The organism is Pseudomonas sp. URMO17WK12:I12 (assembly GCF_000514395.1).
GTDB lineage: Bacteria > Pseudomonadota > Gammaproteobacteria > Pseudomonadales > Pseudomonadaceae > Aquipseudomonas > Aquipseudomonas mucoides.
Genome location: NZ_AZVV01000007.1, coordinates 307,810 through 334,353 on the forward strand (window position 1 = coordinate 307,810; position 26,544 = coordinate 334,353).

Annotated in this window: 18 protein-coding genes; 2 read left to right on the forward strand and 16 right to left on the reverse strand. The window is 58.9% G+C overall.

All coding sequences use genetic code 11. From position 1 onward, the window contains the following. Window positions 1-40: 40 nt before the first annotated feature. From D882_RS0110600 to D882_RS0110650, 11 genes are all read right to left on the reverse strand, one after another. A complete protein-coding gene (locus D882_RS0110600) occupies window positions 41-1,894 on the reverse strand; it encodes a polyurethanase (RefSeq protein WP_027923208.1) in 1,854 nt (617 codons plus the stop codon). Between the two features lie 91 nt (window positions 1,895-1,985). After that, the gene (locus D882_RS0110605) at window positions 1,986-5,033 is read right to left on the reverse strand and encodes an autotransporter serine protease (RefSeq protein ID WP_027923209.1); all 3,048 of its coding nucleotides are present in this window, start codon (window positions 5,031-5,033) and stop codon (window positions 1,986-1,988) included. A 116-nt stretch (window positions 5,034-5,149) separates the two neighbouring features. Then, a complete protein-coding gene (locus D882_RS0110610; protein ID WP_027923210.1) occupies window positions 5,150-6,514 on the reverse strand; it encodes a TolC family outer membrane protein in 1,365 nt (454 codons plus the stop codon). 2 nt (window positions 6,515-6,516) lie between these two features. Beyond that, window positions 6,517-7,866, reverse strand: coding sequence for an HlyD family type I secretion periplasmic adaptor subunit (locus D882_RS0110615; RefSeq protein WP_027923211.1), 1,350 nt, complete (start codon window positions 7,864-7,866; stop codon window positions 6,517-6,519). Further along, the gene (locus D882_RS0110620; protein WP_027923212.1) at window positions 7,863-9,638 is read right to left on the reverse strand and encodes a type I secretion system permease/ATPase; all 1,776 of its coding nucleotides are present in this window, start codon (window positions 9,636-9,638) and stop codon (window positions 7,863-7,865) included. Before D882_RS0110620 ends, D882_RS0110615 begins: the two co-directional genes overlap by 4 nt. A 200-nt stretch (window positions 9,639-9,838) precedes the next feature. Next, a complete protein-coding gene (locus D882_RS0110625; RefSeq protein ID WP_027923213.1) occupies window positions 9,839-10,270 on the reverse strand; it encodes an AprI/Inh family metalloprotease inhibitor in 432 nt (143 codons plus the stop codon). 98 nt (window positions 10,271-10,368) lie between these two features. Beyond that, window positions 10,369-11,826 (reverse strand): serralysin family metalloprotease, encoded by a 1,458-nt coding sequence (locus D882_RS0110630; protein ID WP_027923214.1) that lies wholly within the window; start codon window positions 11,824-11,826, stop codon window positions 10,369-10,371. 486 nt (window positions 11,827-12,312) lie between these two features. Then, a complete protein-coding gene (locus D882_RS0110635; RefSeq protein WP_027923215.1) occupies window positions 12,313-13,398 on the reverse strand; it encodes a polyamine ABC transporter substrate-binding protein in 1,086 nt (361 codons plus the stop codon). 47 nt (window positions 13,399-13,445) lie between these two features. Beyond that, entirely contained in the window at window positions 13,446-13,787 is a 342-nt protein-coding gene (locus D882_RS0110640; protein ID WP_027923216.1) for a cupin domain-containing protein, read from the reverse strand. Window positions 13,788-13,817: 30 nt separating this feature from the next. After that, on the reverse strand, window positions 13,818-15,224 hold the full coding sequence (locus D882_RS0110645) for an FAD-binding oxidoreductase (protein ID WP_027923217.1): 1,407 nt from the start codon (window positions 15,222-15,224) through the stop codon (window positions 13,818-13,820). Window positions 15,225-15,274: 50 nt separating this feature from the next. Then, entirely contained in the window at window positions 15,275-16,090 is an 816-nt protein-coding gene (locus D882_RS0110650) for an AraC family transcriptional regulator (RefSeq protein ID WP_027923218.1), read from the reverse strand. A gap of 275 nt (window positions 16,091-16,365) precedes the next feature. Here D882_RS0110650 and D882_RS0110655 point away from each other — a divergent pair, with 275 nt between their 5' ends. Then, the gene (locus D882_RS0110655; RefSeq protein ID WP_027923219.1) at window positions 16,366-16,641 is read left to right on the forward strand and encodes a DUF1652 domain-containing protein; all 276 of its coding nucleotides are present in this window, start codon (window positions 16,366-16,368) and stop codon (window positions 16,639-16,641) included. A gap of 62 nt (window positions 16,642-16,703) precedes the next feature. On the opposite strand, the gene D882_RS0110660 is transcribed toward D882_RS0110655, so the two are convergent. Further along, window positions 16,704-19,175, reverse strand: coding sequence for a UvrD-helicase domain-containing protein (locus D882_RS0110660; RefSeq protein ID WP_027923220.1), 2,472 nt, complete (start codon window positions 19,173-19,175; stop codon window positions 16,704-16,706). Between the two features lie 237 nt (window positions 19,176-19,412). Between D882_RS0110660 and D882_RS0110670 the strand changes: the two genes are divergently transcribed. Next, a complete protein-coding gene (locus D882_RS0110670; RefSeq protein WP_027923221.1) occupies window positions 19,413-20,108 on the forward strand; it encodes a pirin family protein in 696 nt (231 codons plus the stop codon). Between the two features lie 63 nt (window positions 20,109-20,171). On the opposite strand, the gene pgm is transcribed toward D882_RS0110670, so the two are convergent. The 4 genes from pgm to D882_RS0110690 form a co-directional block, all read right to left on the reverse strand. Further along, window positions 20,172-21,818 (reverse strand): phosphoglucomutase (alpha-D-glucose-1,6-bisphosphate-dependent), encoded by a 1,647-nt coding sequence (pgm, locus tag D882_RS0110675; RefSeq protein ID WP_027923222.1) that lies wholly within the window; start codon window positions 21,816-21,818, stop codon window positions 20,172-20,174. 111 nt (window positions 21,819-21,929) lie between these two features. Beyond that, window positions 21,930-23,330, reverse strand: a complete 1,401-nt coding sequence (locus tag D882_RS0110680; protein WP_027923223.1) for a PLP-dependent aminotransferase family protein — start codon at window positions 23,328-23,330, stop codon at window positions 21,930-21,932. 67 nt (window positions 23,331-23,397) lie between these two features. Continuing rightward, complete coding sequence (locus D882_RS0110685; protein ID WP_032833481.1) at window positions 23,398-24,846, reverse strand: hypothetical protein; 1,449 nt, start codon at window positions 24,844-24,846, stop codon at window positions 23,398-23,400. Window positions 24,847-25,405: 559 nt separating this feature from the next. Next, the gene (locus tag D882_RS0110690) at window positions 25,406-26,428 is read right to left on the reverse strand and encodes a zinc-dependent alcohol dehydrogenase family protein (protein ID WP_027923225.1); all 1,023 of its coding nucleotides are present in this window, start codon (window positions 26,426-26,428) and stop codon (window positions 25,406-25,408) included. Window positions 26,429-26,544 lie beyond the last annotated feature (116 nt).

The window sequence follows — 26,544 nt, forward strand, 5'->3', positions numbered from 1 at the left end:
GCCTGCTCGCGATGAGGCCCTTACCGGCGCCCCAAAAGCATCAGGCAATCACAATCCCTGTACCAGCCAGACTGTCCAGCCCAACCCCCACCAACGTCACCGAATCTCCACCAAACGTCAGCACCGTGTCATGCCCCACCGCCGTGGCGTGCGCCCTAAAGTCATCATTGGCCACCACGCCCTGAACGCCGAGAAACACCAGTTTGTCGTTCGCCTGATAACCCACGACCCGATCCTGGCCAAACGAACCACTGAACAGGAACGTATCGACCCCGCCGCCCGACTCCATCACGTCATTCCCTGCGCCGCCAACAAACACATCGTTGCCCTTGCCGCCGATCAAATGGTCATTACCGTCCAGACCAAACAGCCAGTCGCCCGTCGCCTGCGCCTTGAGCGTATCCGCCCCGCCACCGCCCTTCACCGATGAGGCGTACGCGGTCAAATGGTTACCGACCGCCAGGCCATTGGCCGTCACGCTGTGCGTCACGTCATCCTTGAACAGCCCCCAGAGAAATCCCGGTTCCTTGCTGACAATGCTGCCGATGTCACGGGTAATGCTGATGCCGCCATTGGCGTCGCGCAGGTACAGCGTGCCGGCGCCGTCATGGGCAAATTCGACGGCTTTCACAGACTGCTGCAAGTCCAGGACATTGTTGCCCTTGCCACCCAACAGGATGTTGTAGCCGCCGCCATCACGGAACGTGTCGTTACCGTCGCGCCCCTCCAGGTAGTCGTTGCCGTTGCCGCCCTGAATCAGGTCGTTGGCGTCGCTGCCGATGATGAACGTGCTGCCCTTGTGGGTTTCAGCGTTGCGATTGAGGTCTTGCACCCAAGTGTTGGCCCGTGCCGGGTCGGACAGGTTGGCCACGACGATCGTCGAGTCCTTGCTGGTGAGGTCGTAGAACTTCGATTCAATTACCCGGTTCATGCCGTCGCCGTAAGCGGTGGGCAGATGTGAGATCCAGGTCGGAATGTTGAGGATGGAATACGGCAGTACATTCCACGCCGTCGACGCGTAGTGATCGTTGAAGCTGACGATGTTATCGGTGGCCGACTCTTTGGGCGCATCGTGAACCCCCACCGACGACAGGTTGAACGATGAACCATCGAGCGCACGAAACACCGGATCGTTTTCATAGCCGACGTTGAGCACGTTGTCGGTGGCGCTTTGGGTGGGTGATGCGTAGGCGATGTAGTTGGAGTCCTTGAAGAACCCGCCCCAGGTGTCCGTGCTCAAGTCCGCCAGGCTGTTGACCGCCAACCCGCCGAGGCTATGGCCGCTGACCAGGACGTCTTTTCCCGACAAGCCATTGGCCTGGGCAAACGCCACAACGTCGCCGAGCAGGTTGCCGAACGCTTCGCCGACGTAATTTTTCGCGTAATCCTTGGGACCCAACGCTGCCAGCAGATCGTTGATCACGTCGCCAATGGAATCGCCGATCAGGGTTTCCCGTGGGCCGCTGGTGCCGCGAAAGGCGATGCCGATTTCGGTCAGGTGCCCCTGGGCATCGTACTTGCCGAGGATCTCGACTTGCGCCGTGTTGTAGCCGGCTTTTTCACCGAAGAAGGTTCCGTGCGCATCGACCTTGCCGTCATAGCCCAGTTGGGAGGCGGTGATGGGTGTCCAGCCGGCTTTTTGCACGGCATCCAGTGCGGCTTTTTCCGAATCGGGGTTCCAGGGGATGCCGGGAATGACGCCCTGGGAATTGGTGCCGCCGAGCAGCGCGGTGACCAATGTCGCGGGCAAGCCCAGGCCAAAACCGTTGTGCTGATACCCGGTGGCAAAGCCGTTGTCGAGGTTGTGATAGGAATACAGCGTGATTGCCATGGCGTCAGTAAACAACGCTTTGGAGTCCGCAGTACTGAAGTTTTTGTAGTCGTACACACCCATTGGTATTGCCTCTCTTTTGTTGGAATTGTCAGAGATGGCTCACAACCAGGACGCCTCGATCACGAAGCGCCCCGGAGCCTTTAGTGCATGATCAGAACCGCCAGTCCAGCGTCAGGCCTACACCGTGGTCTTTCTCGTTGGAACCGATCAGACCGTTGTAATCCAGGCTCACGCGAACATCCTGCGCCACCGCCAAACCGGCGCGGGCACCGATCACGGCGGCGTTGCGGTCCAGCGACACGCTTTGCACGCTGAACGCAGTATTGCCATTGACGAACGCCAAGTGATCTTCGGACTGGGTACTGCTCAAGTTGTGCTGCCAGCCCAGGGTGCCGGACAGTTCCAGCTGTTGTTTGTCCGACAGGGCAATCGCTTTGCTCGCCCGCAGGCCCAGGGTTGAAAGCACCGCATCACGGTTGTCTTCACCGCCCTTCAGGGCGGCGGCATCGCCTTTTTCGGTGAAGCTGTCGCTGTTCAAGTGCACGTAAGCCAGGTTGGCGAACGGCTCCAGCGCCAACGGTTGCACGTCGAGGCGATAGGCCGCTTCGGTGAACAATTGCGCCGTGGTCGCATCGCGTTTGGATTTCTGTTTGCCGCTGACGTCGCCGAATTGCAGGTCACGTTTGACGTCGACGCGATGCCAGCTGTAAGCACCGCCAACGCTCAAGCGCAGGGCGTCGATTTCATGGCCCAGATACGCGCCCAAGTGATAGCTGTCGACCGAGGCCGACGAATGCGTGCCATCACCCATGCTCAACGAGCTGTCGCTGTAACCGGTGACAAAACCCAGTCGCGTGTGGTCAGCGATCAGACCATCAACCCCCGCCAGCAAACCGCCGATGGAGCTGTTGGAACTGGCGTTGTCGTGCCCGCCATCGCTCTTGCCCCAGGCGCCGAGGACTTTGAGCCAGGCGTTGCTGCGGTCATCGGTGGGTGCGGCGGCGTTGAACAGGTCCCGCTCACGCAGGCGTTCGCCGACGGCATCGCGCAGGTAACGGCTGTCGTTGATCAGCAGCGTGCCAATGGCCGGATGAATCTCGCCGGACAGTTGCTGGAAAGCCTGCTGGGCCACGGCGGCGGTGGGTGACAGCAGCAAGGTTTCGTACAGCGCATTGCCGGCGCCAAGTTGCTCGGCAGCCGCGGCGACCGCGCGTTGGTTCGGTGTCTGGCCAGCGCTGCTGAACGAAGTGGCGTTGCGTACTACCGACAGTTGAATGCCATTGGCCGAGTAATCAAGGGTGCCCCCGAGGAACAGGTAGTTCGGCACCACCGCGCCGAAACGCCCTTCGATCCCACCGGCCGCCTGCAGAATGGTGTATTGATGGCCGAGCAGGGATTTCACTTCGCGGGTAGTCAATAATGTCGGGCTGTTTTCCAGGGACAGGCTGACTGTGGCGTTGTCGATGACGGCTTTGCCACTGGCGACGATCTCGTCACTGCTCGTCGGCGACAACTCCACGGCGTACGTCGAGCCGCGCTCGAAGGTCACGTCGCCCGACACTTGCAAGGTCCCGATAGAGTTGCCCGGCGCCACAGTGCCGCCGCTTCTGGCGATCAACCCGCCGATGCGACCGTTACCGCCGAGAATGCCGCTGTCATTGACGGTGACCGTCGAAGCCAGCGAACCGTTGATGGCCAACCGGCCCTGATTGACCAGCGTCGGGCCCGCGTAGGTATTGGCGCCGGTCAGGACCAGCGTGCCGATGCCCTGCTTGGTCAGGCCGCCATGGCCCGAAATGTCGTTACGCCAGACGTCGAGTCCGCAGTGCACGTCCGTGCACACACGTTCGGTCGGTTTGCCGGCGTCGATGATCGCGCCGATGCCCGGCAAATCGGCCACAAACTGGCTGGAGCCGTAGGCGCCCTGAATGCGAAATTCCTCGGGAATGTCCTGCTCGGTGACAAACATCCCCGGGCCATCAATGCCTTTGCGCAGGTTGATCATGCCCCAACCGTACAACGCGTCGACACCCGGTGCCCCGAGGTCAGTGGCCGTGGTGCGCAGAACACTGGCGACCTGCGCACCGGTCATGTACGGGAAGCGTTCCATCAGCACCGCCATGGAGCCTGCAACATGCGGCGCGGCCATCGAGGTGCCGTTGTAATTGGCGTAACCGGTGGTGAGGTTATCTGCGTTGGTGCCGCCGATGATCGAGCTGTAGATTTTGCTGCCGGGCGCCGACACGCAAAAACTGGCGGTGTAGCCGCAGCGCGACGAAAACGTACTGATGTTGTAGAGGTCCGGGCTGGTGAGGTCCGGGTTCTTCTGCAACGCCGCGACGGTCACCCAGTTCGGCGCGATCTGCGGTATGAAATAGCCGAGGCCGGCGATGGCGTCCGGGTTATTCAGGTTGTAGTCGTTGCCGGCGGCGAAGATCGTGACGATGCCGCTGCGGGCGGCGGCGATCGCACCGTCGTAGGCACCGCCCGGTTTGGTTCCGAGCAGTGGCTGGATCTCGTTGAACTGCAACTGCGCATCCTGCACGGTGAAGTGCGGGTACGCCGGATCGCGTCCGCCGAGGTCGAAGCGATCGGTAATGCCGATGCCCCAGCTGTTGTTGATGATCCGCGCGCCGCTGGCGATCAGGGCATCCCAACCTGCCTTGTACACCGCACCGTCGTTGCCACGAATAATGCCGTCCTCCGGGCCCGGGTCGCCGTTATCGGCGCTGATGATTTGCGCGTTGTACGCCACGCCGTGCATCGGCCCGCCATCGCGGCTGCCGGCAGCGATCCCGCCGACGTGGGTGCCGTGGGAGCCGAGCTTGCCGTCGTAGCCCACCGTGGGGGCGCCGTCATAGCGAAACGCATCCCCGGCTTTGACCGGGATGTACGGATCGGTGTATTCACGGATGCCGCTGGTGATCAGGGTGACGACTTTATTGGCGCCGGAGAACTCCGGGTGCTGGGCGTAGACCGGTTGGTCGAAGATCCCCAGTTTCACGCCTTTGCCGCTGTAACCGGCGGCGTAGGCATCCTGTGCGTTGATCGCGCCTACGCCCCAATCGGCGTTGAATTCGGCGCTGCGCCAGCTGTTGGGGTCGCCAGCGCGTCCGCTTTCCACGTAAGGCGCGGCGTGCGCCTGACCGAGTGCGGCCAGTGCGCAGAGCACGGCCAGTGTGTTGTGCTTGTTATTCATCCAGCTACCGTCCTTAGTTGTGTTGCCAAAATCCCTTTTTGCCTCGAAAGGCGCCTGCAAATTCACACGTCCCGTGTCGCAGCCGAACGCAGCCTTCGGCAGCTGCTACAGATCCATCATTGAGTCTTTGGGCCCTGGCCGAACGCTTCGTCTACCTTGGCAAGGTCCTGCTCGCTCAAGGTTCCGGCGTAGTAGTGCAATTTGGTCCAGGCCATCAAGTAGTCATAGCGTGCCTGCGCCAAATCGCGGCGGGTGGTAAATAGTTGTTGTTCTGCATTCAAAGCATCCAGGTTGACGCGTTCGCCGCCCAGAATGCTTTGCTTGGTCGAGACCACCAGCGCTTCGGCAGACACCAACGCCTTTTGATAGGCGCGCAATTTGTTCACGCCCGACAGGCAGGCGCTGAACTGTCGGCGCAGCTCGATCATGGTTTCGCGGGTCTTGCCGTCCAGTTCGTACTCGGCCTGTTCCATGGTGCGGCTGGCCTGACGGGTGGACGCCGACACCCCGCCACCGGCATACAGCGGCACGTTGACTTCGATGCCGATGGTGTTGGTGTCGTAACGTTGGTTGTAAGTGTTGCCGCTTTCCGATTCGTTCTGGCGCACCGAGGCGTAGGCACTGACTTTCGGCAGATGCCCGGCGCGATTGCGTTCAACTTCGTAACGCGCGACGTCCACCGCATGGCGCTGGGAGGCCAGGTTCGGGTTATTGGCCACGGCCATTTCGTGCCAGGTGTCGTAATTGGCCGGTTGCAGGCTGAAGGTCTGGAAATTCTGGTCCAGCGGCGCCAGGTCGGCGATGTCGATCGTCGGTACGCCGATCAACGCGCCCAGTTCACGCAAGGACGCGTCCTGTTCGTTGCGGGCCTCGATCTCCTCGGCGGTCGCCAGTTCGTAACGGGACTCGGACTCAAGTGTATCGGTGCGCGTGCCCTCGCCTTGGCGGAACATCTGCTCGTTCTGCTGGAACTGCTGCTCGAAGGCTTTCTTCTTCGCCAGCGCAATGTCGATCTGATCTTGAGCGAACAGCGCCTTGGTGTAGTTCTCCAGCACCCGCACCAACAACTCCTGGCTCTTGCCGCGAAAGGCTTCATCGGCAAACAACGACTGCGCCACGCCTTTGCGGTACGCCGCATAGGCTTCGTAATCGATCAGAGGCTGTTGCAGGGTCAGGGTCGAGCCGTAACTGCTGTAGTTGCGGTCATCGGTCTGGTTTTGCCCGCGGTCATTGAGGTAGGTGGCCTTGGACGAGTTGCGCCCCTTGTTGTAGTTGTATCCCAGCTTTGGCAGCAAGCCGGCACGGCCAATGAGGCGGTTTTCCAGGCCGGCATCGCGTTCCTTGAGCGCGCCGAGGAACACCGGATCATTGCGCAACGCTTGCTCGTAAATGTCGAACGGCCCCATGGCCATCACACTGTTGCACGTCAGCAACGCCAGGGTCGCTGCGAGCAGGGAAAGCTTATTCATACAGCCGAACATCCTTATTCCTCGGTCAACGCGGAGCCTGCCCGGTCGAGCAGCGGTTTGAACAGATAGTTGAGGAGTGAACGTTCACCGGTGCGCACGAACATTTCCGCCGGCATGCCGGGCTTGATCACCAGGCCATTGAGCTTTTCCATCGCCTGATCGCTGACGCTGCTGCGCAGCACGTAGTACGGCGCGCCGGTTTTTTCGTCGACCATCTGGTCGGCGGAAATCAGGCTGACTTCACCGGGCACTCGCGGTGTGCGGCTCTGATTGAACGCGGTGAACAGGATATCCACGGGCAAATGGGTGCCGACTTTGTCGATCAGGTTGATCGGCAGGTGCCCTTCGACTTCCAGCCGAGTGCCCTGCGGAACGATTTCCAGCAAGGTATCGCCCTGACGCACCACGGCGCCTTCGGTGTGCACCCCGAGGTTGACCGCAATGCCATCAGCCGTGGCGACGATCTCGCTGTGTTGCAGGTTGAACCCGGCGGAGGTCAGTTGCTCTTTGAGGGTCACGCTCTTGAGTTGCGCGTCAGCCAGTTGGGTGCGGACTTCTTTCTGATATTCCTCGATGTGCTGTTGCAGCTTGAGCTTCGCTTCGAGGATGCCCTGCTCCACCCGACCGCTTTCACCGGTGTTCTCGGCCAGTTGCTGCTGCACTTGCGACAGCTGACGCTGGTATTCCATCAAGCGGTTGCGCGGAATGTAGCCGTTGTCCGCCAAGGGCTGAAGGTTACTCAGTTGTTGTTGCAGCGAGTTGGCTTGGGCCGTCAGGTCGGTGCGCGCACGACGCATGCCGGCCAATTGCGCGCTGGCGCCTTCCATGTTGGCGCGCAACGCACCCTGCTCGCGGAAAAACGCCTCGCGGCGGCTGCTGAACAATTGCCGCTGGCCTTCGAGCACCAGCGCCAGTCGCGGGTCGGCATCCTTGCTCAGCTCGGCCGGGAAATTCACTTGCTTGAGGTTATCCCGTTCACTTTCCCAGCGCGCAACGCTGGCCCAGGCCATGCGGTACTGCGCCTGCAGCGAATCGACGTCGGCCGCGACCTGGGTCTGGTCGAGCTGGAACAGCGGCTGCCCCAACGTCACCACTTGACCCTCGCGCACCAGGATCCGGCTGACCACACCGGGGCTCATCGATTGCACGGCTTTGCGCTTGCCCGACACCACGACCGTGCCCTGCACCGGTATACCTTGATCGAGCGGCGCGAGGCTGGCCCAGGTGAAGAAGCTGCCAGCGCCGACGATGGCCAGTATCCAGCCCATGCGCGCGAAGAATCGCGCATCACGCTCGGGCCGTTCGGCGATGTAATCGTGTTCCATCAGGGCTTCGCTTTCAGAGTTCATGCGTGCGCTGCTCATACACCCGAATTCCTTGTCGTGGGCTGATACTGTCGACTCATGCTGAGCCCGCCCGGCGCCTGCGCGGCTTTTTCACGGTGTTGTTCCTGAGCGCCGGACAGTGCCTTGAGCACGTCCTGGCTCGGGCCGAAGGCCTGCAAGCGTCCTTCGTTGAGCACCAGCAATTTGTCGGCCTGGGCCAAGGCCGAGGACCGATGGGTCACCAGAATCACGCTGGTGCCCTGGGCTTTCAGGTGCGCGATGGCGCTGGCCAACGCAGCTTCGCCCACGGTGTCGAGGTTGGAATTGGGTTCGTCCAGCACCACCAGGCTCGGGTTGCCGTACAACGCACGGGCCAGTGCCACGCGTTGTTTCTGGCCACCGGACAAGCCGCTGCCGTCTTCGCCGAGCAGCGTGTCGTAGCCTTGCGGCAAGCGCAGGATCAATTCATGCACGCCGGCCTGTTGCGCAGCCTCGACGACTTTCTGCGGATCAGTTTCGCGAAACCGGGCGATGTTTTCGGCAATGCTGCCGCTGAACAATTCGATGTCTTGTGGCAAGTAGCCGATGTAGGGCCCGAGGTCGTCGCGGTTCCAGCGATGAATGTCCGCGCCGTCGAGCCGAACTGTGCCGCCGAGGGTTGGCCAGACGCCGACGAGTACCCGGGCCAGTGTCGACTTGCCTGAGCCGGAGGCACCGAGCACGCCCATCACCTCCCCGGCACCGAGGTTGAAGTTGACCATGTGCAGCGTCGCCGCACGTTGCCCCGGAGGGCCGGCGCTGACCTGTTCGAAAGTGATCTGCCCTTTCGGTGCCGGCAGCGCCATGGCTTCGTCAGACGGTGGAAAGGCTTGCAGCAACGCATCCAGGCGACGGTAGGCCAGCTTCGCGCCACTCCACTGTTTCCAGACCGCAATCAACTGATCGATGGGACTCAGGACGCGGCCCATCAGGATCGAACCGGCGATCATCATCCCGGCAGTCATCTCGCCCTTGATCACCAGCAACGCACCCAGCCCCAGTACCAGGGATTGCAAGCACAGACGCAAGGTTTTGCTCAGGGAACTGATAACCGCGCCGGTGTCACTGGCCTGATTCTGCAAACTGAGAAAGCGCGAATGCACTTGAAACCAGCGTTTGCGCAACACGCCGAGCATGCCCATCGCCTGGATGGTCTCGGCATTGTGCAAGTGGCTGGTGGCCAACTGGCTGGACTTCTGGGAAAAACCGGCGGCTTCGCCCAAGGGCTTTTTGGTCATCGTTTCGTTGAGGAAAGCGAGGCCGATCAGGACCACAGCCCCCACCGTCGCGAAGACACCCAGCCAGACATTGAACAGGTAGATCACGAACAGATAGACCGGAAACCACGGCGCGTCGAAGAAGGCAAACAGCGCGGGGCCGGTGACGAATTGGCGGATGTGCGTCAGGTCCCCCAGGGATTGCCCGGCATTGCCCTCGCCTTTGAACAGGTTGCGCTCGAACGCGGCTTGATACACCCGCAGGTTGAAGCGTCGTTCCAGTTGGCTGCCGATGCGGATCACGATGAAGCTGCGCACGATCTCAAGCAGGCCGATGAAGGCAAAGAAGCCGACCACCATCAGCGACAACATGGCCAAGGTCGTTTCGTTCTGCGAAGACAACACACGGTCATAGACTTGCAGCATATAAATCGACGGGACCAGCATCAGTACGTTGATCAATGCGGTAAAACAACCGACGCTGATCAAGATGCTTTTATAGTCGCCCAGTGCCTTGAATAACGGAGCGGTGGCTGGGGCCTTAGCCATCTTCATTGATTTTTCCCGAGGTGAAATTCCCCGTCCTGATCTGACGAGGTTTAATTAACTGTGTGTGCGCGGTTCGAGACATTTTTTGTCGGTAATCGCTTACAAATTAACAACCCACTTCCATGCTCGATAAAGAGTTGGCGTATTGTTTTGCTACTTATAACTACAACAGCGGGCTCTCTATTTAAATTTGCACGGTCCGCCCACTAATTGCTCTTACGCGCAGCGCGCTCAAGCGTAATGATCAGACCGGACTTCAAATTGCCTTGATAAAGCCCATCATGCTGTCGGCTGAAAAAGAAAATTCTTGAGCCTTCCTTGCCGGTGATCGCAATCCCGTCCGGTTCTGTGAACCAGCCAATGGCTGACTCTTGCAGCCAGGCCCCAAGGCACTCGGCGCCCTCGGCCAGGGTCTGGTTGGGTTGAAGGTCAATCAGGCAAACGTTCGACGGTTTGTCCTGCACAGTGCGGGGCTCGGACGCATCCTCTTTGGTCATCAAGGTGGCTCGCCAATGTCCGGCGAGTTCAGAGGGGTCCGCTAATTTCAGGCTGCTTGCCATGGCTACATCTCCAAGAAACATAATCAGCGTCGCCAATAGCCACGCGGTCATTCTGTAGGTAAAGGCGTCAGGGGCCATAGGATCTGTCACTCCGGCGCGTAGCCTTACGCAGTGCGCGCATCGATGCAAGGACAGAGCGCGGCGCAACGTGCACCGCGCTCCTTTTCAGCCTTGAATCAGGCCACGATGTCCGAGAACGCCGCCTGGCCTACGGTGCTGACGAGGAAATCCGCCACACCATGCCCTGAGAAGTCCACCGACAGCAGGCTGTTCCCGCCCGAGTTAGTCAGCACGGCATCACCGACCGCCCCCGTGAACGAACTCACGAAGTGCAGGCCCGCGCCTTTGGTAATACCGGTCAGGTCGATCTTGTCCAGGCCACTGACAAAGTCGAGGATCTGATCGGCAACACCTGGCTTGGAGTCACTGCTGGCGGCGAACACAAACGTGTCCGAACCGGCACCCCCCCACAGTTTGTCCGCACCGCCGGCACCGTAGAGGATGTCGTTGCCGGCACCGCCCTTCAGCTCGTTGGATACGCCATTACCGATCAACAGGTCGTTGCCCGAACCGCCGATTGCGTTCTCGATGATCGCGCCCTTGGCAATGGAGACGTTGCCCACCAGGCCGCCAACGTCGGAGAACGAGGCCTCATTGAGGTTGATTTTCTGGTTTTGGGTGAAGCCGGAGAAATCCAGAGTGTCCTTGCCGCCCGCGTCCCACACCGAAAACACGACCTTGTCCGACGACGAAGACGCGCTCAGGAAGTCGCGACCGGCGTTGGAGTTGAAGCCGTAGGTAGTGTCGCCAGTACGGGTGGTGGTGTTGGCCCCGTAGAGTTTCTGAATGGCAGCAATGTCGTCCATCAGCGGGCCGGACGAATACGCCTCGACACCGCCCTTGCTGAAGTTCTGGTTGGTATTGCTTTCGCTCCAGTAGCTCATGACGCTGTAACCGCGGGTGTCTTGCCCGTAGGTGGCGTCGTTGTAAGTCGGCGCGCCTTCACCGGCGTTGTAGTCGCCAGGGTGGGCCAGGCCCAGGGTGTGACCGATTTCGTGGGTCAGGGTTTGACGACCATAGTTGTTCAGGTCCGGCGTCTTGTTCGGCGTATAGCTGCTGTTGGTCAGGTACCAGGAGGTCCCGTCGTAACCCGCGCCCGTGCCCGGCAGATAAGCAAATGCCGCAGCGCCGTCCTGGCCACCGCTGTAGTTGCCGAAGGTCATGTGCCCGTCGCCGCCCGTGGCCTTCTCGGCGAAGGTGACGTTGGCGACATCGGCCCAGGATTGCATGGCGAGCACCGCCTGGGCTTTTTGCTGAGCACTGAACTGACTGAAACCGGTAATCCCGTGCTTGTTCATGGTGCTCGACGACGCCGAGGTCAGGAACGTATAGGTCAGTTCGATTTTGCCGCTGCCATCCTTGTCCTGGTAGGCAGCACCGTCGCGCAGCAATTGGGTCGCTGCCTGGTCGACGGAATAGGAGGGTTTGCCATTGACCGTGAGATTGCCGCCGCGGTCATACAGATGGCTGAAGCTGTCGATCTGGCTGAAAGCAGAACTCGGTGCTGCCAATGCATGCGAGGGGGCAAAGGCCAGTTCAGCAAGATCAATAGCGTTGTTTTTTACTTTCGACATAAACACACTTCCTTGTTTGGCTATGGAACAGTTTTTTCAGATAGCGACAATCTCTGGCGAGATCGTCCTATCACTCGCCCAATGCAGGCGAAAGAAAACTGACACAATTCGAAATCAAACGTCTACATTTTTTTTGACGTCAAATTGTGTTGTTCCAGCAAGTGCCCGTAAACAATGCCTGAGGTGTCGAAAGTTTGTTTGGAGGCATGTGCGTTTGCGCAAATTGTCTGACGATTTGATATTTAAATATTAAATAGGGGTAAGTTTGTTTTTTGTCTAAGAGGTCTCACTTTTGTTGGACTTATTAATAGGAGTGCCAGCGGATTGATATCAGTTAAATGTGTGTTGAATTTGATTATTTACGACTGCTGCGCAGCCGAACGCAGCCTTCGGCAGCTGCTACAGGATTTTCGTACGCCGCGATCCTTGTAGCAGCTGGCGCAGCCTGCAGTCGGTGTGCCACCAATCACTACAAAATATGAACCCTCAACTCCCCGTCCGAATCTTGTTCCACACCCGCGTACGCACCCGGTCAATGTTCAGCGGCATCGCCTCGAGCGCGAACAGTTTGCCCATCATCTCTGGGCTCGGATAAACCTTGGTGTCGTTTTTGATCGTCGGGTCGATCAGGCTGTCGGCCTGTTGGTTGCCGTTGGCGTAGTGCACGTAGTTGCTGACACCGGCCATGACGTCCGGGCGCAGCAGGTAGTTCATGAAGGCGTAGCCGGCCTTCTCGTCCGGTGCGTCGGCGGGCATGGCAACCATATCGAACCAGATGGCCGCGCCTTCCTTGGGAATCGAGTAGCCGATGTCGATACCATTGTGGGCTTCCTTGGCGCGGTTTTCGGCTTGCAGGATGTCACCGGAGAAGCCGACCGCCACGCAGATGTCGCCGTTGGCAAGGTCGCTGGTGTACTTGGATGAATGGAAATAACTGACATACGGCCGGACTTTCAGCAGCAGCGCTTCGGCCTTTTTATAGTCTTCCGGTTTTTTGCTGTGGTGCGGCAGGCCCAGGTAATTCAGGGCGGCGGGCAACAGTTCCGGGCCGTTGTCGAGGATGGCAACGCCGCATTTCTGCAGCTTTTGCATGTTTTCGGGTTTGAAGATCAGGTCCCAGGAATCCACGGGCGCGTTGTCACCCAGTACGGCCTTGACCTTGGCGATGTTGTAGCCGATGCCAGTGCTGCCCCACAGGTACGGAAAGCCATGTTCGTTACCCGGATCGTTGGTCTGCAACGCTGTGAGCAATACCGGATTGAGGTTCTTCCAGTTCGGCAATTGAGCCTTGTCGAGCTTCTTCAGCGCTCCCCCTTCAATCTGTCGCGCCATGAAATGGTTGGACGGGAACACCACGTCGTATCCCGATTTACCGGTCATCAACTTGCCGTCGAGGGTTTCGTTGCTGTCGTAGACGTCGTAGGTGAAGGCGATACCGGTTTCTTTCTGGAAGTTCTTGGTGGTGTCCGGGGCGATGTAGTCTGACCAGTTGTAGATTTTGACCGTTTCAGCAGCGTGGCCAAGGGTCGCGACGAGTGCAAGGGGCGCCAGTGTCAGTGTCTTTCGGATCATGAGTCGATTCCTGTAGGGGCTTTTGTTATTGGCAGGCAATCAGAAGATCAAAAAATCAAAACGTAGGTCTTGCGCACGGTTTCCTGGATATCCCAGATGCCGAGACTGTTGGCCGGCAACATCAGTGCATCGCCGGCTTCTATGAAAAGGGTTTCGCCATCGTCCGGGGTGAAGGTGCAGCGCCCCTGGATGAAGTGACAGAATTCCTGGGCGACGATCTGCCGACGCCAGCGTCCGGGCGTGCATTCCCAGACACCCGTTTCGACACCATCGTCGCGTTCGACGCTGGTGGTCGAGGCCACGGCCACCGGTGTTCCCAGTGGCACGGCAACCGGGTTGGACTCTTCGAGCTTCAGGGTGGCGGTATTCTTCAATTGCGTGATGCTCATGGGCGTACCTGTCGATGGATAAAGCGCTGTTCAGTGCATGAAGCCTTCCATGAACCCCGCAACCCCGCTGGCCAGTTTTCGGCGCCAGGGTGCGGTGGTCGGGTTGGCCAGGGTCTGGTCTTCGTGGACGAAGCTGCGAATGATTGCGTTGTAACCGAGCCAGCGGCAGGGTTCCGGCTCCCAGGCCTTGAGCGTGTCGAGCCCGCCCTGGGGCATGACCCAGGGCTGGCGGACCAGTTCGGTATCGCGTTCAAGCATCAGATCGGCGAGGGTTCTGCCACCCAGGTGGCTGGCCCCGACACCCTCCCCGCCATAACCGCCGGACAAGGCGATGCCGCTGGCGTGATCACAGAGCATGTGCGGCTTGAAGCGCCGCGACATGCCCAGGTTGCCGCCCCAGGCGTGGGTAATCCGTACATTCTTGAGTTGCGGGAAGAGCTCGCCGAACAGATAGCGCCGTAGCTCCACTTCATTAGTGGTCAGGTCGAAGTCATGGCGCAGCTTGCCGGCAAACTGGTAGCCGCCCCGTGCCCCGAATACCAAACGGTTGTCGGCGGTGCGCTGGCCGTACGTCACCTGACGGCTACTTTCGCTGAAGGCCTGGCCGCGATCCAGGCCGATGTCGTCCCAAGTCGCGGCGGACAGAGGCTCGGTGGCAACGATCAAGCTTTGCACCGGCAATTGATAGCGACCCAGCGGCGGTAACGTCGTCGCATAGCCTTCTACCGCCGGGACGATCCAGCGACTGCGAACCGAGGCCTTGGCCGTGCGCAGACTCCCCGACTGCCACTGCGTGACCGGGCTGTTTTCATAGATCTTGACCCCCATGTTCTCCACCGTGCGTGCCAAACCTCGCACCAACTTTGCCGGGTGAATGGTCGCGACGTGCGGTGCATAGATACCGCCATAAGGCTTCGCAACTCTGATCTGTTGCGCCAGTTGTTCGGGGCTGAGCCAGCGGTAGTCACTTTCGGTCAGGCCTTGGCGGTAGAGATCGTCCAGATAACGCCGAAGGCTGGTTTCTTGCTCGGGGTAGCGTGCGGCGCAGTAAAGCACCCCGCCTTTGCGATAATCGCAGGCGATACCTTCACGTTCGACGACAAGTTCTACTTCATCAGGGATGCTGTGCAGCAGGTCAAATGAAGCGCGGCGATGGTCGGGAGACAGGCCGGCCAGCAGCCGGTCTTCACCGAGGATATTGCCCATCAACCAGCCACCGTTACGGCCCGAGGCACCAAAACCGGCGGTTTGCGCTTCGACAATGGCAATGTTCAGGCCCGGTGCCTGGCGCTTGAGGTAATACGCGGTCCAGAGCCCGGTGTAACCGGCGCCGATGATGGCCACGTCGACATCCAGATCGTGTTCCAGCGCCGCACGCGCCGCTAACGGCTCGTCGAGTTGATCCATCCATAAACTGATAGTGCGCCACGCCGACATGCAGGATTCCGCCACTCAAACTTCGATGGCGTCGATCCTAGTGCGTGAACTCAGGGGCTGTCTTGCGCGCGGGCACGCAAGGAAATTTGTTTGGCATAGGCCTTGGGCGACAGGCCGGTGTGCTGGCGGAAACACTTGTAAAACGCCGACAGCGAATTGAATCCCGCCGCAAACGCCAGTTCGTCGATACGCAGCGGTGGCGTCGCGGTGTCCAGCGTGTCGAGCAGATGTTGCAGGCGCGCCTGGTTCACGTAGCGATAGAAACTCTGGCCCAACACTTGATTCAACAGGTAGGAAATCTGATTGCGACTGTAGCCGCACTCCTTCGCCACCCGTTGCAGGTCGAGTTCGGGGTCAAGATATGGCTGCTGGCGCTGGAAATACTGCTGCAAGTCGTCGGCCATGAAACTCAATTGGCGCGGGGACAGCCCGAGTCGACTGACCGCTGGGCGCAAAGTTTTAGTCGCCGTGCTGGACGGCTGCTCGTGGACCAGCGTGGCGTATTCGTTGACCCGCCAGATCAACCCGTCGCGGACCGTGATTGCTTCGCTGGTGTGGAAGGACACCAGCCCCTCACCGCCACGCAACGTCATTCGGTACTGGATAAACGCGGTATTACCGTCCAGGCGAATCCGGTCCGAGTGCTCCAGCGCTTCGCCCGGATTGCGCGGCATGCTGACACGCACGTACTCGCGCAGTTCGTCGAGCCCCATCACGCGGTTCTGGAAAAAATCGTGGTACTGGATGCCTGGGTGATAAAGCGCCATGACGCCGTCCAGGTCGCGGTGCTTCCAGCACAAGTGGTAGCGCATGACCGTCTCGCCCGTGGCCCGGGTTTGTTGCGGCCCATCATCATCGGCGTGCATAAAGGTCTCGAGGGGAAAACGCCGAGCTTGCCGAAGTTCTCCACCGGGTTCAATTGCTGAAATACCAACCCGGCAAGACCCGTCGCCGAGCCAATGCGTGCCGGGACATGACCTCGATCATGAAAATCCCATTAACTGCCGAACGGCCCGAAAAAAATCACATGGTTTTCACATACCGATGCTACTTTTAAAGGCAGTCACCGGTTGAGCCATTGAAGGCTCTTCCCTCCTAACATGAGCTAAAGGAAGCGCTCGATGAAGAAGGCGGGCAACATATGAATAAAGGATCTTTCAGCAAAGTCACGTTTCCAAACGCCTGCCAGCTGATGCGCTGGCATTTTCATCCCATGGGATTTGAGGCGAGCATGGACGCACCGGGCAGCATGATCGCCCGGCTGTTTGATCGTGCCAGTGGCGAGACCATGATTGCCATTGCCGGTATCCCTTGCGCAACGGTCATGAATGCAGCGGATGTCGAGCGAATCATTGAAGCCGTCGAGGATGAACTTGAAGCATTCATTCCACCTGTGGCCCTCAGAAGCTATGCCTGAAGGCTGAACACTTAACAAAAAGCCCACGTCATGTGGGCTTTTTAGTGGGAGACGACTCAGGATCACGCCCCTTTCTGGCCGACCCGATGATCGGCGAAAAACGCTTTGCCGCTGCCGATCCGGTCAGATGCCTTGGGCATATTCGCCGCCGTGTCCTGCCCCTCGACATACCAGTAGCAATGACTGACGGCACGGGTGATACCGACGTAAGCCAGTCGCAGAATTTCGTCCCTTTGCGCGCTGTCATAGGGCTCGCTGTCCCCGGACTTGCCGAGTCCCGCCATCCTGTACACCTGATTCTTGTACGGTGAGCTGGTCAGATGCTGGCAATCGCCGAGCAAGAACACCGCGTCGGCCTGCAAGCCTTTGGCACTGTGATACGTCAGTTGTTTTAGTCGGCGTGACTCATAAGGCAAGCTCGAATCCACATTAACTACAGGCTGAATATGCTGTTCAATCAATAACTTATCGCTGCTTTTTCGATAAAGCATCAAGATTGAATCACCCTTTCGGTAATGCTCCATCAAGCGCTGGGCCATGCCTTGATCGTCCCGGTCCAGGACGTTTACCGGCAATAGCGCTTTAGGCTCGCCGCTGGCTTTGGCTTTCTTGCCAGCGATGGCCGGTGCCGCTCGAACGATATGCTCGGCGGCGTCGATGATGTTTTGATGGCTGCGATAGTTGTCGCTGAGCATGACTTTGGTGGTGTTGGGCGACCGGAACTCTTTGTTGAACTCCATGAAGTACGTCGGCGAACTGCCGCGCCAGCCATAAATGGACTGCCAGTCATCCCCCACACACAGCAGAGATGAGCGTTGTGCACCGCGCCCAACGTGCATTGCCGGGCCTCGACTGCGGATCTCGGTCAGGCTGGCGCGAATCCAGGAGACGATTTGTGGCGATACGTCCTGAAATTCGTCGATCATCAGGTGTGACAGTGGCCGCAGCAGTTCATCGCTCAACAACTTCAGGTTTTCCGGTGAGTGCTCGCTGAACAAGGCAAACATCCGGTTGTAGGTCATCACCGGTGGTTTCTGATCGAGCAGATGATCTTCCAGCGCTCGCCAGAACAAGCTCAAGGCCTCGAAGAAGAATCGGTCAGGGTCGTCCTTGGCGAAACTCATCTGGCCAACAGCGTTCGGAACATCCAGGCCGAGGTTTTCTATAAAACCGGCAGCCGCGACAAAACAGTCGAGTAACGGCGCCGAAGCCAGCTCACCTTTGACCTTGTAATCAAAGCCCGGACCGGCGCTGGCATCACCTCCCAGCGAGGCCAAAACACGCTTTGAAGACTCGTAACTATCAAGCCATATCAATGGTTTACGGCAGAAAGCTTGAAATAGGGTACGCTTTACTGCCCATTCTGCACGGACAGTCAACTTGGCATTCGGGCGGCAGACCTGCGGGTTTTCCCGCGGATCAAACCCCAGCACGACCCACGCATCGAGGCTTGGGATGTAACCGTGACAATGGAACGTCGCGCCGTTGATATCGAAGGATTGCCGATTGGGTTCGATACCCTTGATCGGCCAGGCACCCGCGCGAAACCACAGGTCTTCAATGGCGTCGCACAGTTCTTCATCGCGCCTGGCCGCCAGTTCGGTCACGGCCACGCGTTTTTGCACGTCGGGATGGTCGCGTTCCAGCTCCTTGAGCTGCAAGGCATGGCGCGACAAAGGCCTGATCAACTCGCGAAAGCGTTCATTGCGGGTATGCAACTGGTGATAGCAGGCATTGAGCTGCTGTCGCTGAGCGTCATTGATTCGCAGGTCGAACGGATTGCTGTCGACGTCTTCGTCGGCGTTTTGCGTGCAGTTGCTTAGGTTTTCGAAGGCTTGCAGGCGCTCGAACCCCGGCAGGCTGCGAACCATCGGCAGAATGCGCGAATGGAAGGTGCGCACCAGATCACGCGCCTCTTTGAGGCTCAGCGGCCGGCCCCACAGCGCGAACAGTTCGATCAGCTTATTAATGAAGTCTTTGCGCGATTCGCGGGTAAAGGTCACGACGGTCATCGAATCCAGTTCGAAGCCCAGATAGTGGGTCAGCAACAGGATACGCAGCACCAGCGTGGTCGACTTGCCGGCGCCTGCCCCGGCAATCACCGACGTTGACGGCGTATCGCTGAAGATCATCTTCCACTGCGCAACGCTCGGCTGGGCATGGGGTGGCAGCAGCCGGGCCACATCGGCCTTCATGCGCTTCTTTAACTCCGCACTTAATGGCAGGCGCCAGTCGTCAAACAGATTGTCATCGACATTGGGCGGCCGATGTTCGGTTGAGCGCGAATCGCGGATCAGCAGCACTTGCCGGCCTTGCTCCAGCCCTTCGTCCTTGCCTTCCTTGAAGCCGTACTCAAACCCCGCGCTGTGACCGCTGCGAAAACCGTCGGCTTGCCCGTGTAGCCAGGAAGCGCGGTGCTGCGCACGCAGTCGGGTCAAGCCATGACCGAAGAACCGGGCGGCCAGGCGCTTGAGCAACGGCATCTCGGCCAAGGGACGAAGTTCGGGCGGAAGATCGGGGGTGTGTTGCGGCACGCGGGCTGACTCCAGGGTGTGAGGCTGTTGCGGGCTATGGTGTCTGCATTTGCCTTTGAGTTCTAGTGAAATGCTTACAGGTCATTGGCTTATGCGATGAAGTGAAGGCTGGATGAGAAACTTTCGAGGTTATTTCACATCAGTAAATTCGATGGTAATGCAGCATTTTTTACGCTTTTTATCGATGAGTACCTGATAGATGATGCTCGCCATTAACCCCCCTTTCAGGAGACGATCATGCTCGAACTCAGACCCTTCAACTCCCTGGGCGGTGCCCATCATGGCTGGTTGGATGCTCATCACCACTTTTCGTTCGCCGAGTACCATGACCCCAAGCGCATGAACTGGGGCAACTTGCGGGTCTGGAACGATGACGTGATTGCCTCCGGCACCGGGTTTCCAAAACACCCGCACCGGGACATGGAAATCATTACCTACGTCCGTGAAGGTGCGATTACTCACGAAGACAACCTGGGCAACAAGGGCCGTACCGAAGCCGGCGACGTTCAGGTCATGAGTGCCGGCACCGGCATCGCCCACAGCGAGTACAACCTGGAAGCGACACCCACCAAGATCTTCCAGATCTGGATCATCCCCAACGAATCCGGGCTTGCGCCGTCCTGGGGAGCCAAGCCATTCCCCAAAGGTGATCGTGAAGGTTTCGTCACGTTGGCCAGCGGCAAGTCCGGCGATGATCAGAGCCTGCGCATCCGTGCTGATGCTCGGCTGGTGGCGGCGAACCTGAAGGCTGGGGAATCTGCCGAGTATCATCTGGACAATGGGCGTCGCGCCTACCTGGTTCCGGCCACGGGTGTGATTGAAGTCAATGGCTTACGTGCGCAAGCTCGAGACGGGGTTGCGGTGGCCGATGAGCAGGTGTTGCGAGTGACAGCGATTGAGGACAGCGAAATTGTCCTGGTAGACCTCGCGTGATTCAGTAAACGCCAGGCACAAAAAAGGGGCGACCGTGATGGTCGCCCCTTTTTACTGTCTGGATTACTTGGCTGCGATGGCGCCATCCACCAGCGTTTGAGCCTCTGCCACCAACTGCTTGAGGTGGTCATCGCTCACAAAGCTTTCAGCGTAGATCTTGTAGATGTCTTCAGTGCCCGACGGACGAGCCGCGAACCAGCCATTTTCGGTCATGACCTTCAGGCCGCCAATCGCCTGGTCATTGCCGGGTGCGTGGCTGAGAATGCTCTGGATCGCTTCGCCCGCCAGTTGAGTCGAGGTGACCTGGTCTGGCGACAGCTTGCTCAGCAAGGCTTTCTGTTCAGGGTTGGCCTTGGCATCCACGCGCACCGAGAACGGTTCGCCGAGTTCATCGGTCAACGCGCGATAGGCCTGGCTTGGGTCGCGACCGGTGCGAGCGGTCATTTCTGCGGCCAGCAATGCCGGGATCAGGCCGTCCTTGTCGGTACTCCAGACGCCGCCGTCCTTGCGCAGGAACGAGGCACCAGCGCTTTCTTCTCCGCCAAAACCCAGGGAACCGTCGAACAAGCCGTCGGCAAACCATTTGAAGCCCACCGGCACTTCATACAGACGACGGCCCAGACGCTTGGCCACGCGATCAATCAAGCCGCTGCTGACCACGGTTTTGCCCACGGCAGCGTCGGCGCGCCAATGCGGACGGTTCTGGAACAGGTAGTCAATCGATACCGCGAGGTAGTTGTTCGGTGCCAACAAACCACCGGACGGCGTAACGATGCCGTGACGGTCGTGATCCGGGTCGCAGCCAAACGCGACGTCGTAGCGATCTTTCAGACCGATCAAGCCTTGCATCGCGTGGGTGGACGATGGGTCCATGCGGATCTGACCATCCCAGTCGACGGTCATGAAGCGGAACGTCGGATCGACCTGTGTATTGACCACGTCGAGGTCCAGACGGTAATGCTCGGCAATCGCCGACCAGTAGCGCACCCCTGCTCCGCCCAATGGATCAACGCCCAGACGCAGCTTGGCGTCACGGATGGCGTCGAAGTCGATCACGTTGATCAGATCAGCCACGTAAGTGTTGAGGTAATCGTGGCGATGGGTTGTGCTGGCTTTCAGCGCCTGCTCGTAGCTGATGCGTTTGACGCCAGCGAGTTTGGCCGCCAGCAGTTCGTTGGCCTTGGCTTCGATCCACTTGGTGATGTGGGTATCGGCCGGACCACCGTTGGTAGGGTTGTATTTGTAGCCACCGCTTTGCGGCGGGTTGTGCGACGGCGTAATGACGATACCGTCCGCCAGCCCCGAAGTACGGCCACGGTTGTAGCAAAGGATTGCGTGGGAAATGGCCGGGGTCGGTGTGTATTCGTCCCCTTCGGCAATCATCACCGTGACGCCGTTGGCGGCCAACACTTCCAGGGCGCTGGCACCGGCTGGCGTGGACAGTGCGTGAGTGTCGATCCCGACGAACAACGGACCGGTGATTCCCTGGGCTTCACGGTACAGGCAGATCGCCTGGCTGATCGCCAAGACGTGCCACTCGTTGAAACTCAAGTCGAACGAGCTGCCCCTGTGCCCGGAAGTGCCAAAGGCTACACGCTGGGTTGAGATGGCGGCGTCAGGCTGGCCAGTGTAATAGGCCGTTACCAGTCGCGGGATATCGACCAACAATTCTGCCGGTGCCGGTTTGCCCGCAAAAGGACTGAGTGTCATGCAAAACCTCTGAAATTGAGTGGTTCAGGAATTGGATCGCAGTTTACTGGCAGTTCGACCGCAACGCGATGTTATAGATCCATGAGGCTCGCGGATGTTATCCCGCGTCGCTCAATCGATCGCTTCCAGACGCAAGGCATCCCCCAGCAAACCCAACGCTACGCCGAGGTCATGCTCACCACCAAAGGTATGGCTCAGCCGCAAATGTTGCGCATGCAGCCCGCGCAAGCTGAATAATTCCCCGGGGGCCACCACTACCTGCTGTTTGAGCAGGCGGTGGAACACGCCGCGCACATCAACCTGACGTAATGAGCGCACCCAGATCGTCGCGCCGCCCTGGGGGTCGACGAAGTGCAACGCGTCTGCCAGTCGTTCCTCCAGCAATTGGGTCATCTGTACTTTGCGCTCCTTGAGTAGCCGGCGCAGCACCAACAAGTGCTGATCGATGCGACCATTGTTGTACAGGCGCGCAATGGCTTTCTGACGGATCGGCGACAACCGGAACGAGCGCAGCAGAAAGTGTCGCTGCAGCTCACCTCGCAGTTGCCGCGAAAGCACATAGCCGTAAGGCGCTTCAGGCCCGATAACCTTCTCGAATGTGGAAAACACGATCAGTCGGTCCGGGTCCAGCAAATCGCGGAACCGTGGGCCAGCGGGTTCAAATTCAAGATCGCCGTAACAGTCGTTCTCAAGCACCCAACTGCCGTGCCGCGCCAGCAACTGCACGGTTGATAGCCTGTTGCTTTCATCGACCACACTGCCGCGCGGCATGTTCAGGCCGGATGACAACATCATCAGTCGAACGGGTTCGGTCTCCAGCAGTGTTTGCAGATGGTCAAGGTCCAGGCAGCCATCCGCTTGTAACGACACCTCAATGACCTTGACGTCCAAGTCCTGCAACAACCGCAAAATCGACCAGTCGCACGGAGACTCCACCACAACCGTGGCGTCCTTGAGGCAAAGCACCGCGATCAATATTTCCAGCACACCCCGCAGATCAGCACCGATGTAGACATCGTCGGCGTGCCAGCAACGTGTCGGAGAGGAGGTATATCGCGCCGCCAGCGCTGCGCGCAGCTCCCGTTCGCCACAGGGTTGAGACGTCGGTTGCGGCTGGCGCGGATATTGGCGCAACAGTTCTCTCTCCAACAGCAATAGCGGGCTGTCCAACGGCTGCAGCAATGCGGGTTCGTCAGCGCTCAATACCAGCATTCCCGGTCGCCTGGCATTCACATAAACCGTCTCGAGCAGGTCATTGCCGCTGCACGGTGGCCGGATGAACGACACCGGAAGTGCGTAATAACCGGATTTGGCCACCGAATAGACGCGCCCTTCCTTTTCCAGCAGCGAATAGGCGTACTGAATGGTCGATATCGACACGCTCAGACGCTCCGCCAGCTGTCGTAATGACGGAAGCCGCACACGTGTGTCGCTGACCGGTTCGCTGATCAGATGAGTCAGGTAGCGATACACCGCCTGATAAGCGAAGTCGGTTTCTCGGGGGCCTTTCATGAGCGATGACTGCACACGATGGGCGCAGCCCGATGGATCCGGACGGGCGTTATCAAGCGAGGCACTTTCAACGCCCCGTTGACCGTTCGCCCGTCACGGCGTCAATCACCCTCATATCGGCTTGCAGCCCCTTGCCCGCAGTCTCGCCACTGGCCACCGGCCCCATGTGGTACAGCGTACCGATCAGGCTGACGGGCAGCCCGCTGACGTCGACCATCCATTGCAACACCTGCTCGGGCGCAGGCTTGCCCTGCATCGCGCGATGCAGTTCGGGTAGCGCCACGAGCATGCCGGGATGGCATTGACGCAGAAAGTGCTCAAGCGACGCGCCTTTCTCGACAAAGGGTGCGAACAGTAAGCACACCAGTTGAGCTTCGTTCAGGCAGAGGCATCTTTGGGCCTCGGCCGCCGCCAGTTCACGCTGATCTGGATTGCCATATGCCCGCAATACCTGCTCGTATGCATACTCCGGAAGGTGCTTGCGACGCATCATGACCAATTGCCGCTGAACATAGTCAACAATGCCGGCTTCATAGGTCCGACCCTGCACGAAACAGGCTTGTAGCCCACGCAGATGCGCAGAAATCGAAAAGCTCACGTATTCGTTATCACCCGACTGAGCCGTCAGCTCGTCAGGTTGAAACTTGAGGAACTCTGTGAGCAGCGGCCAGCGCTCCTCCAGATTGCTGACCAGCATGTCGTGGATGTCGATGAACGTTGCGCGGCGACACGCCTCAAAACGCTCTGCTGGACGCCATGCCGGCTGATCGTGGCCGGGGTAAAACTCGCGATAGCAGTCGCTGCCCAGCGCATCGAGCCGTGCGAAGAGCTGCTCATAGCTGGTCTCTGGCTGAGCCGACATCGCAAACCCCGCCTTCGCCGCAGCACGGTTCAATCCATCCATGAACTGCTTTTGCTGGCGAGGTGAATCGCTGCTGACCAAGGCATCGACACCGCGGTCCCAACGGGCAATTTGCCCATAGAACTCGCCGGTTGCCAGGTACCCGTCATCCCACAGGTCAAGGGGGTCGTGCCAGGTTCGACGGTGACCGACCATCAACAGATTGAGGCGATTTGATTCGCGACCGCCTTCGGAGATCGCCACGGCGTGATTGAACGGCAGGACCTCGCGGTTATCGACCATCAACACTTCAACCCGTGGATCGTCGTAGAGAAACAAGGCGCTGCAGCTGTGATGGATGTTTTCAAGCGCCGTCGAAGCGATGCTGTTCGAGCGCAAGGTCGCCACACGCAGCTGGAAGGTCGCCGGTGCGCGCCCGGCGATGCTCAATTGCGCGGCACGCAGCAACGCCAGGGTGTAACAACTGTCACGGCTCCCAGACTGGATCGTCAGCACCTTGAACTCGCCAATTCGCTCCATGCCACCGGCGGCGACCACCACGCGCTGAATCATCAACTGCAATGCAGTGCGCTCGGCCCGGGAAAAGAAACTCAGTAATCGCTGCAGTACTTGCTGATAAACATAGTTCATTGCCTGATCATGGGTATTGGTCATTATTGTCTACCTGTTACTCATAGGTTCGATGTCACGCAAACAACGCCATGCATTGCGCAATGGGTTGCCGGTCATGATTAGAGTGTTGCGCCTGATATCAAATGCTAACACTTAGTTTTTAGTCATTATTTGAAATGATTGCAGCCGACCGTTAACCCTCCTGACAACCACGCGCCTCCAAGCCCCACAAGCCGGGCACCGGGCGACGACCGGAGACATCCTAGGAAATATCCGACAACGTCCCACAGACAAGTAGCACGACAAATAAAGAAAGAAGTTACCTGTGTTTTTTCGGCAACCGATCGATAACTCATTAATAGTTGAGTTTGTATTGCCGGAGCGCATTGAAAAGTATCTGCCCGATACCTGGCCATAGCTCATTCCTTGAGATGAAAGTAATCATTCAATTATCGGGGCTTATATGATGATTAGAAGATACAGATTGAGGGCAAAAACCAGTTCAGTTGCTGAACTGACCCGTCATGAATTGACGGGAGCCTCATATTTTCGGAGGGAGAACGAAAAAGTCCGTGCAAGCACGGACTTTTATTGGGGCGTGTTACGCAGGTTCGACCTGAAGGGCAACCCGCTCGCGGCATGGGCATTCGTCCATATAGCGGTGTGCCTCGACAAACTCGGAAAACGGAAAGACCCGAGTCTTGAGCGGCAGCAGCACACGGTCAGCCGTCATCTGATTGATGTCACGCAACGCACGTTGCAGTGCGACCTCATCCTGGATGATGCCCAGTTCCGGCTTGCCGGTGAAGTTGCCGATACAGTGCACAAAGAACTGTATGTTCTTCTGGAACGCTGCACAGGCCGGGAACGGCGTCTGGTTGCCGCCTTGAAGGCCGTACAACACCAGGCTGCCACGCGGTGCGAGCACATCGCCCAGCAACGACATCTGCGGCCCGCCCAACCCGTCGAACACCACATCCACACCGCGGTTATCGGTGATTTTGTTGATCCGCATCAGCAGATCTTCTTCTTCGGTGACGATGACTTTCTCGGCACCCAGTGCCAACAGGTTTTCGCGTTCTTCCGCCGTTTTGGTGGCGGCAATCACACGTACACCCAAGGCTTTGCCCAGTTGTACGAACGATGGTCCGGCACAATGGCTAGCGTCAGTCACCAGCACGAACTGCCCGGGTTTGATGCGTGCCAGATCGACGTAAGCGAAATAAGCGATCAACAACGGCGTGTAATGCACGGCCGCTTCGACCGGAGTCAGCACATCCGGATACCGGGTCAGTGCCGAGCGCGGCAAAACAATCTGCTCGCCGTACACGGGATAGTCGTTCGGGCTTTGAGACGGGAAGCTGGCGACCTTGTCACCGACTGCCAGGTCATCGACACCCTCACCGAGCGCCGTCACGACACCTGACATTTCCTGGCCGATGCCTGCAGGCAGACGAGCGTGGGACGACGCCAGGTTCTGGCGCCAAAGCGTGTCATACCAGCTGATGCCAATCGCCTCGACACGCACCTGCACTTCGCCCGGAGCAGGAAGTGCCGCCGCATGCTCTTCGCATTTGAGCACCTCGGCTGGACCAAACTTGTGAAAACGGATCGTGCGGGACATCGCAAACCTCGTCAAAGTAACCTCTAATGCCATGAACTCTATCTGGGCTTTCTACCCAAGACTATCAGTGGCTATTAATAGTCGACATGCCTGTCATTGATTCCGCAGCACCGGCG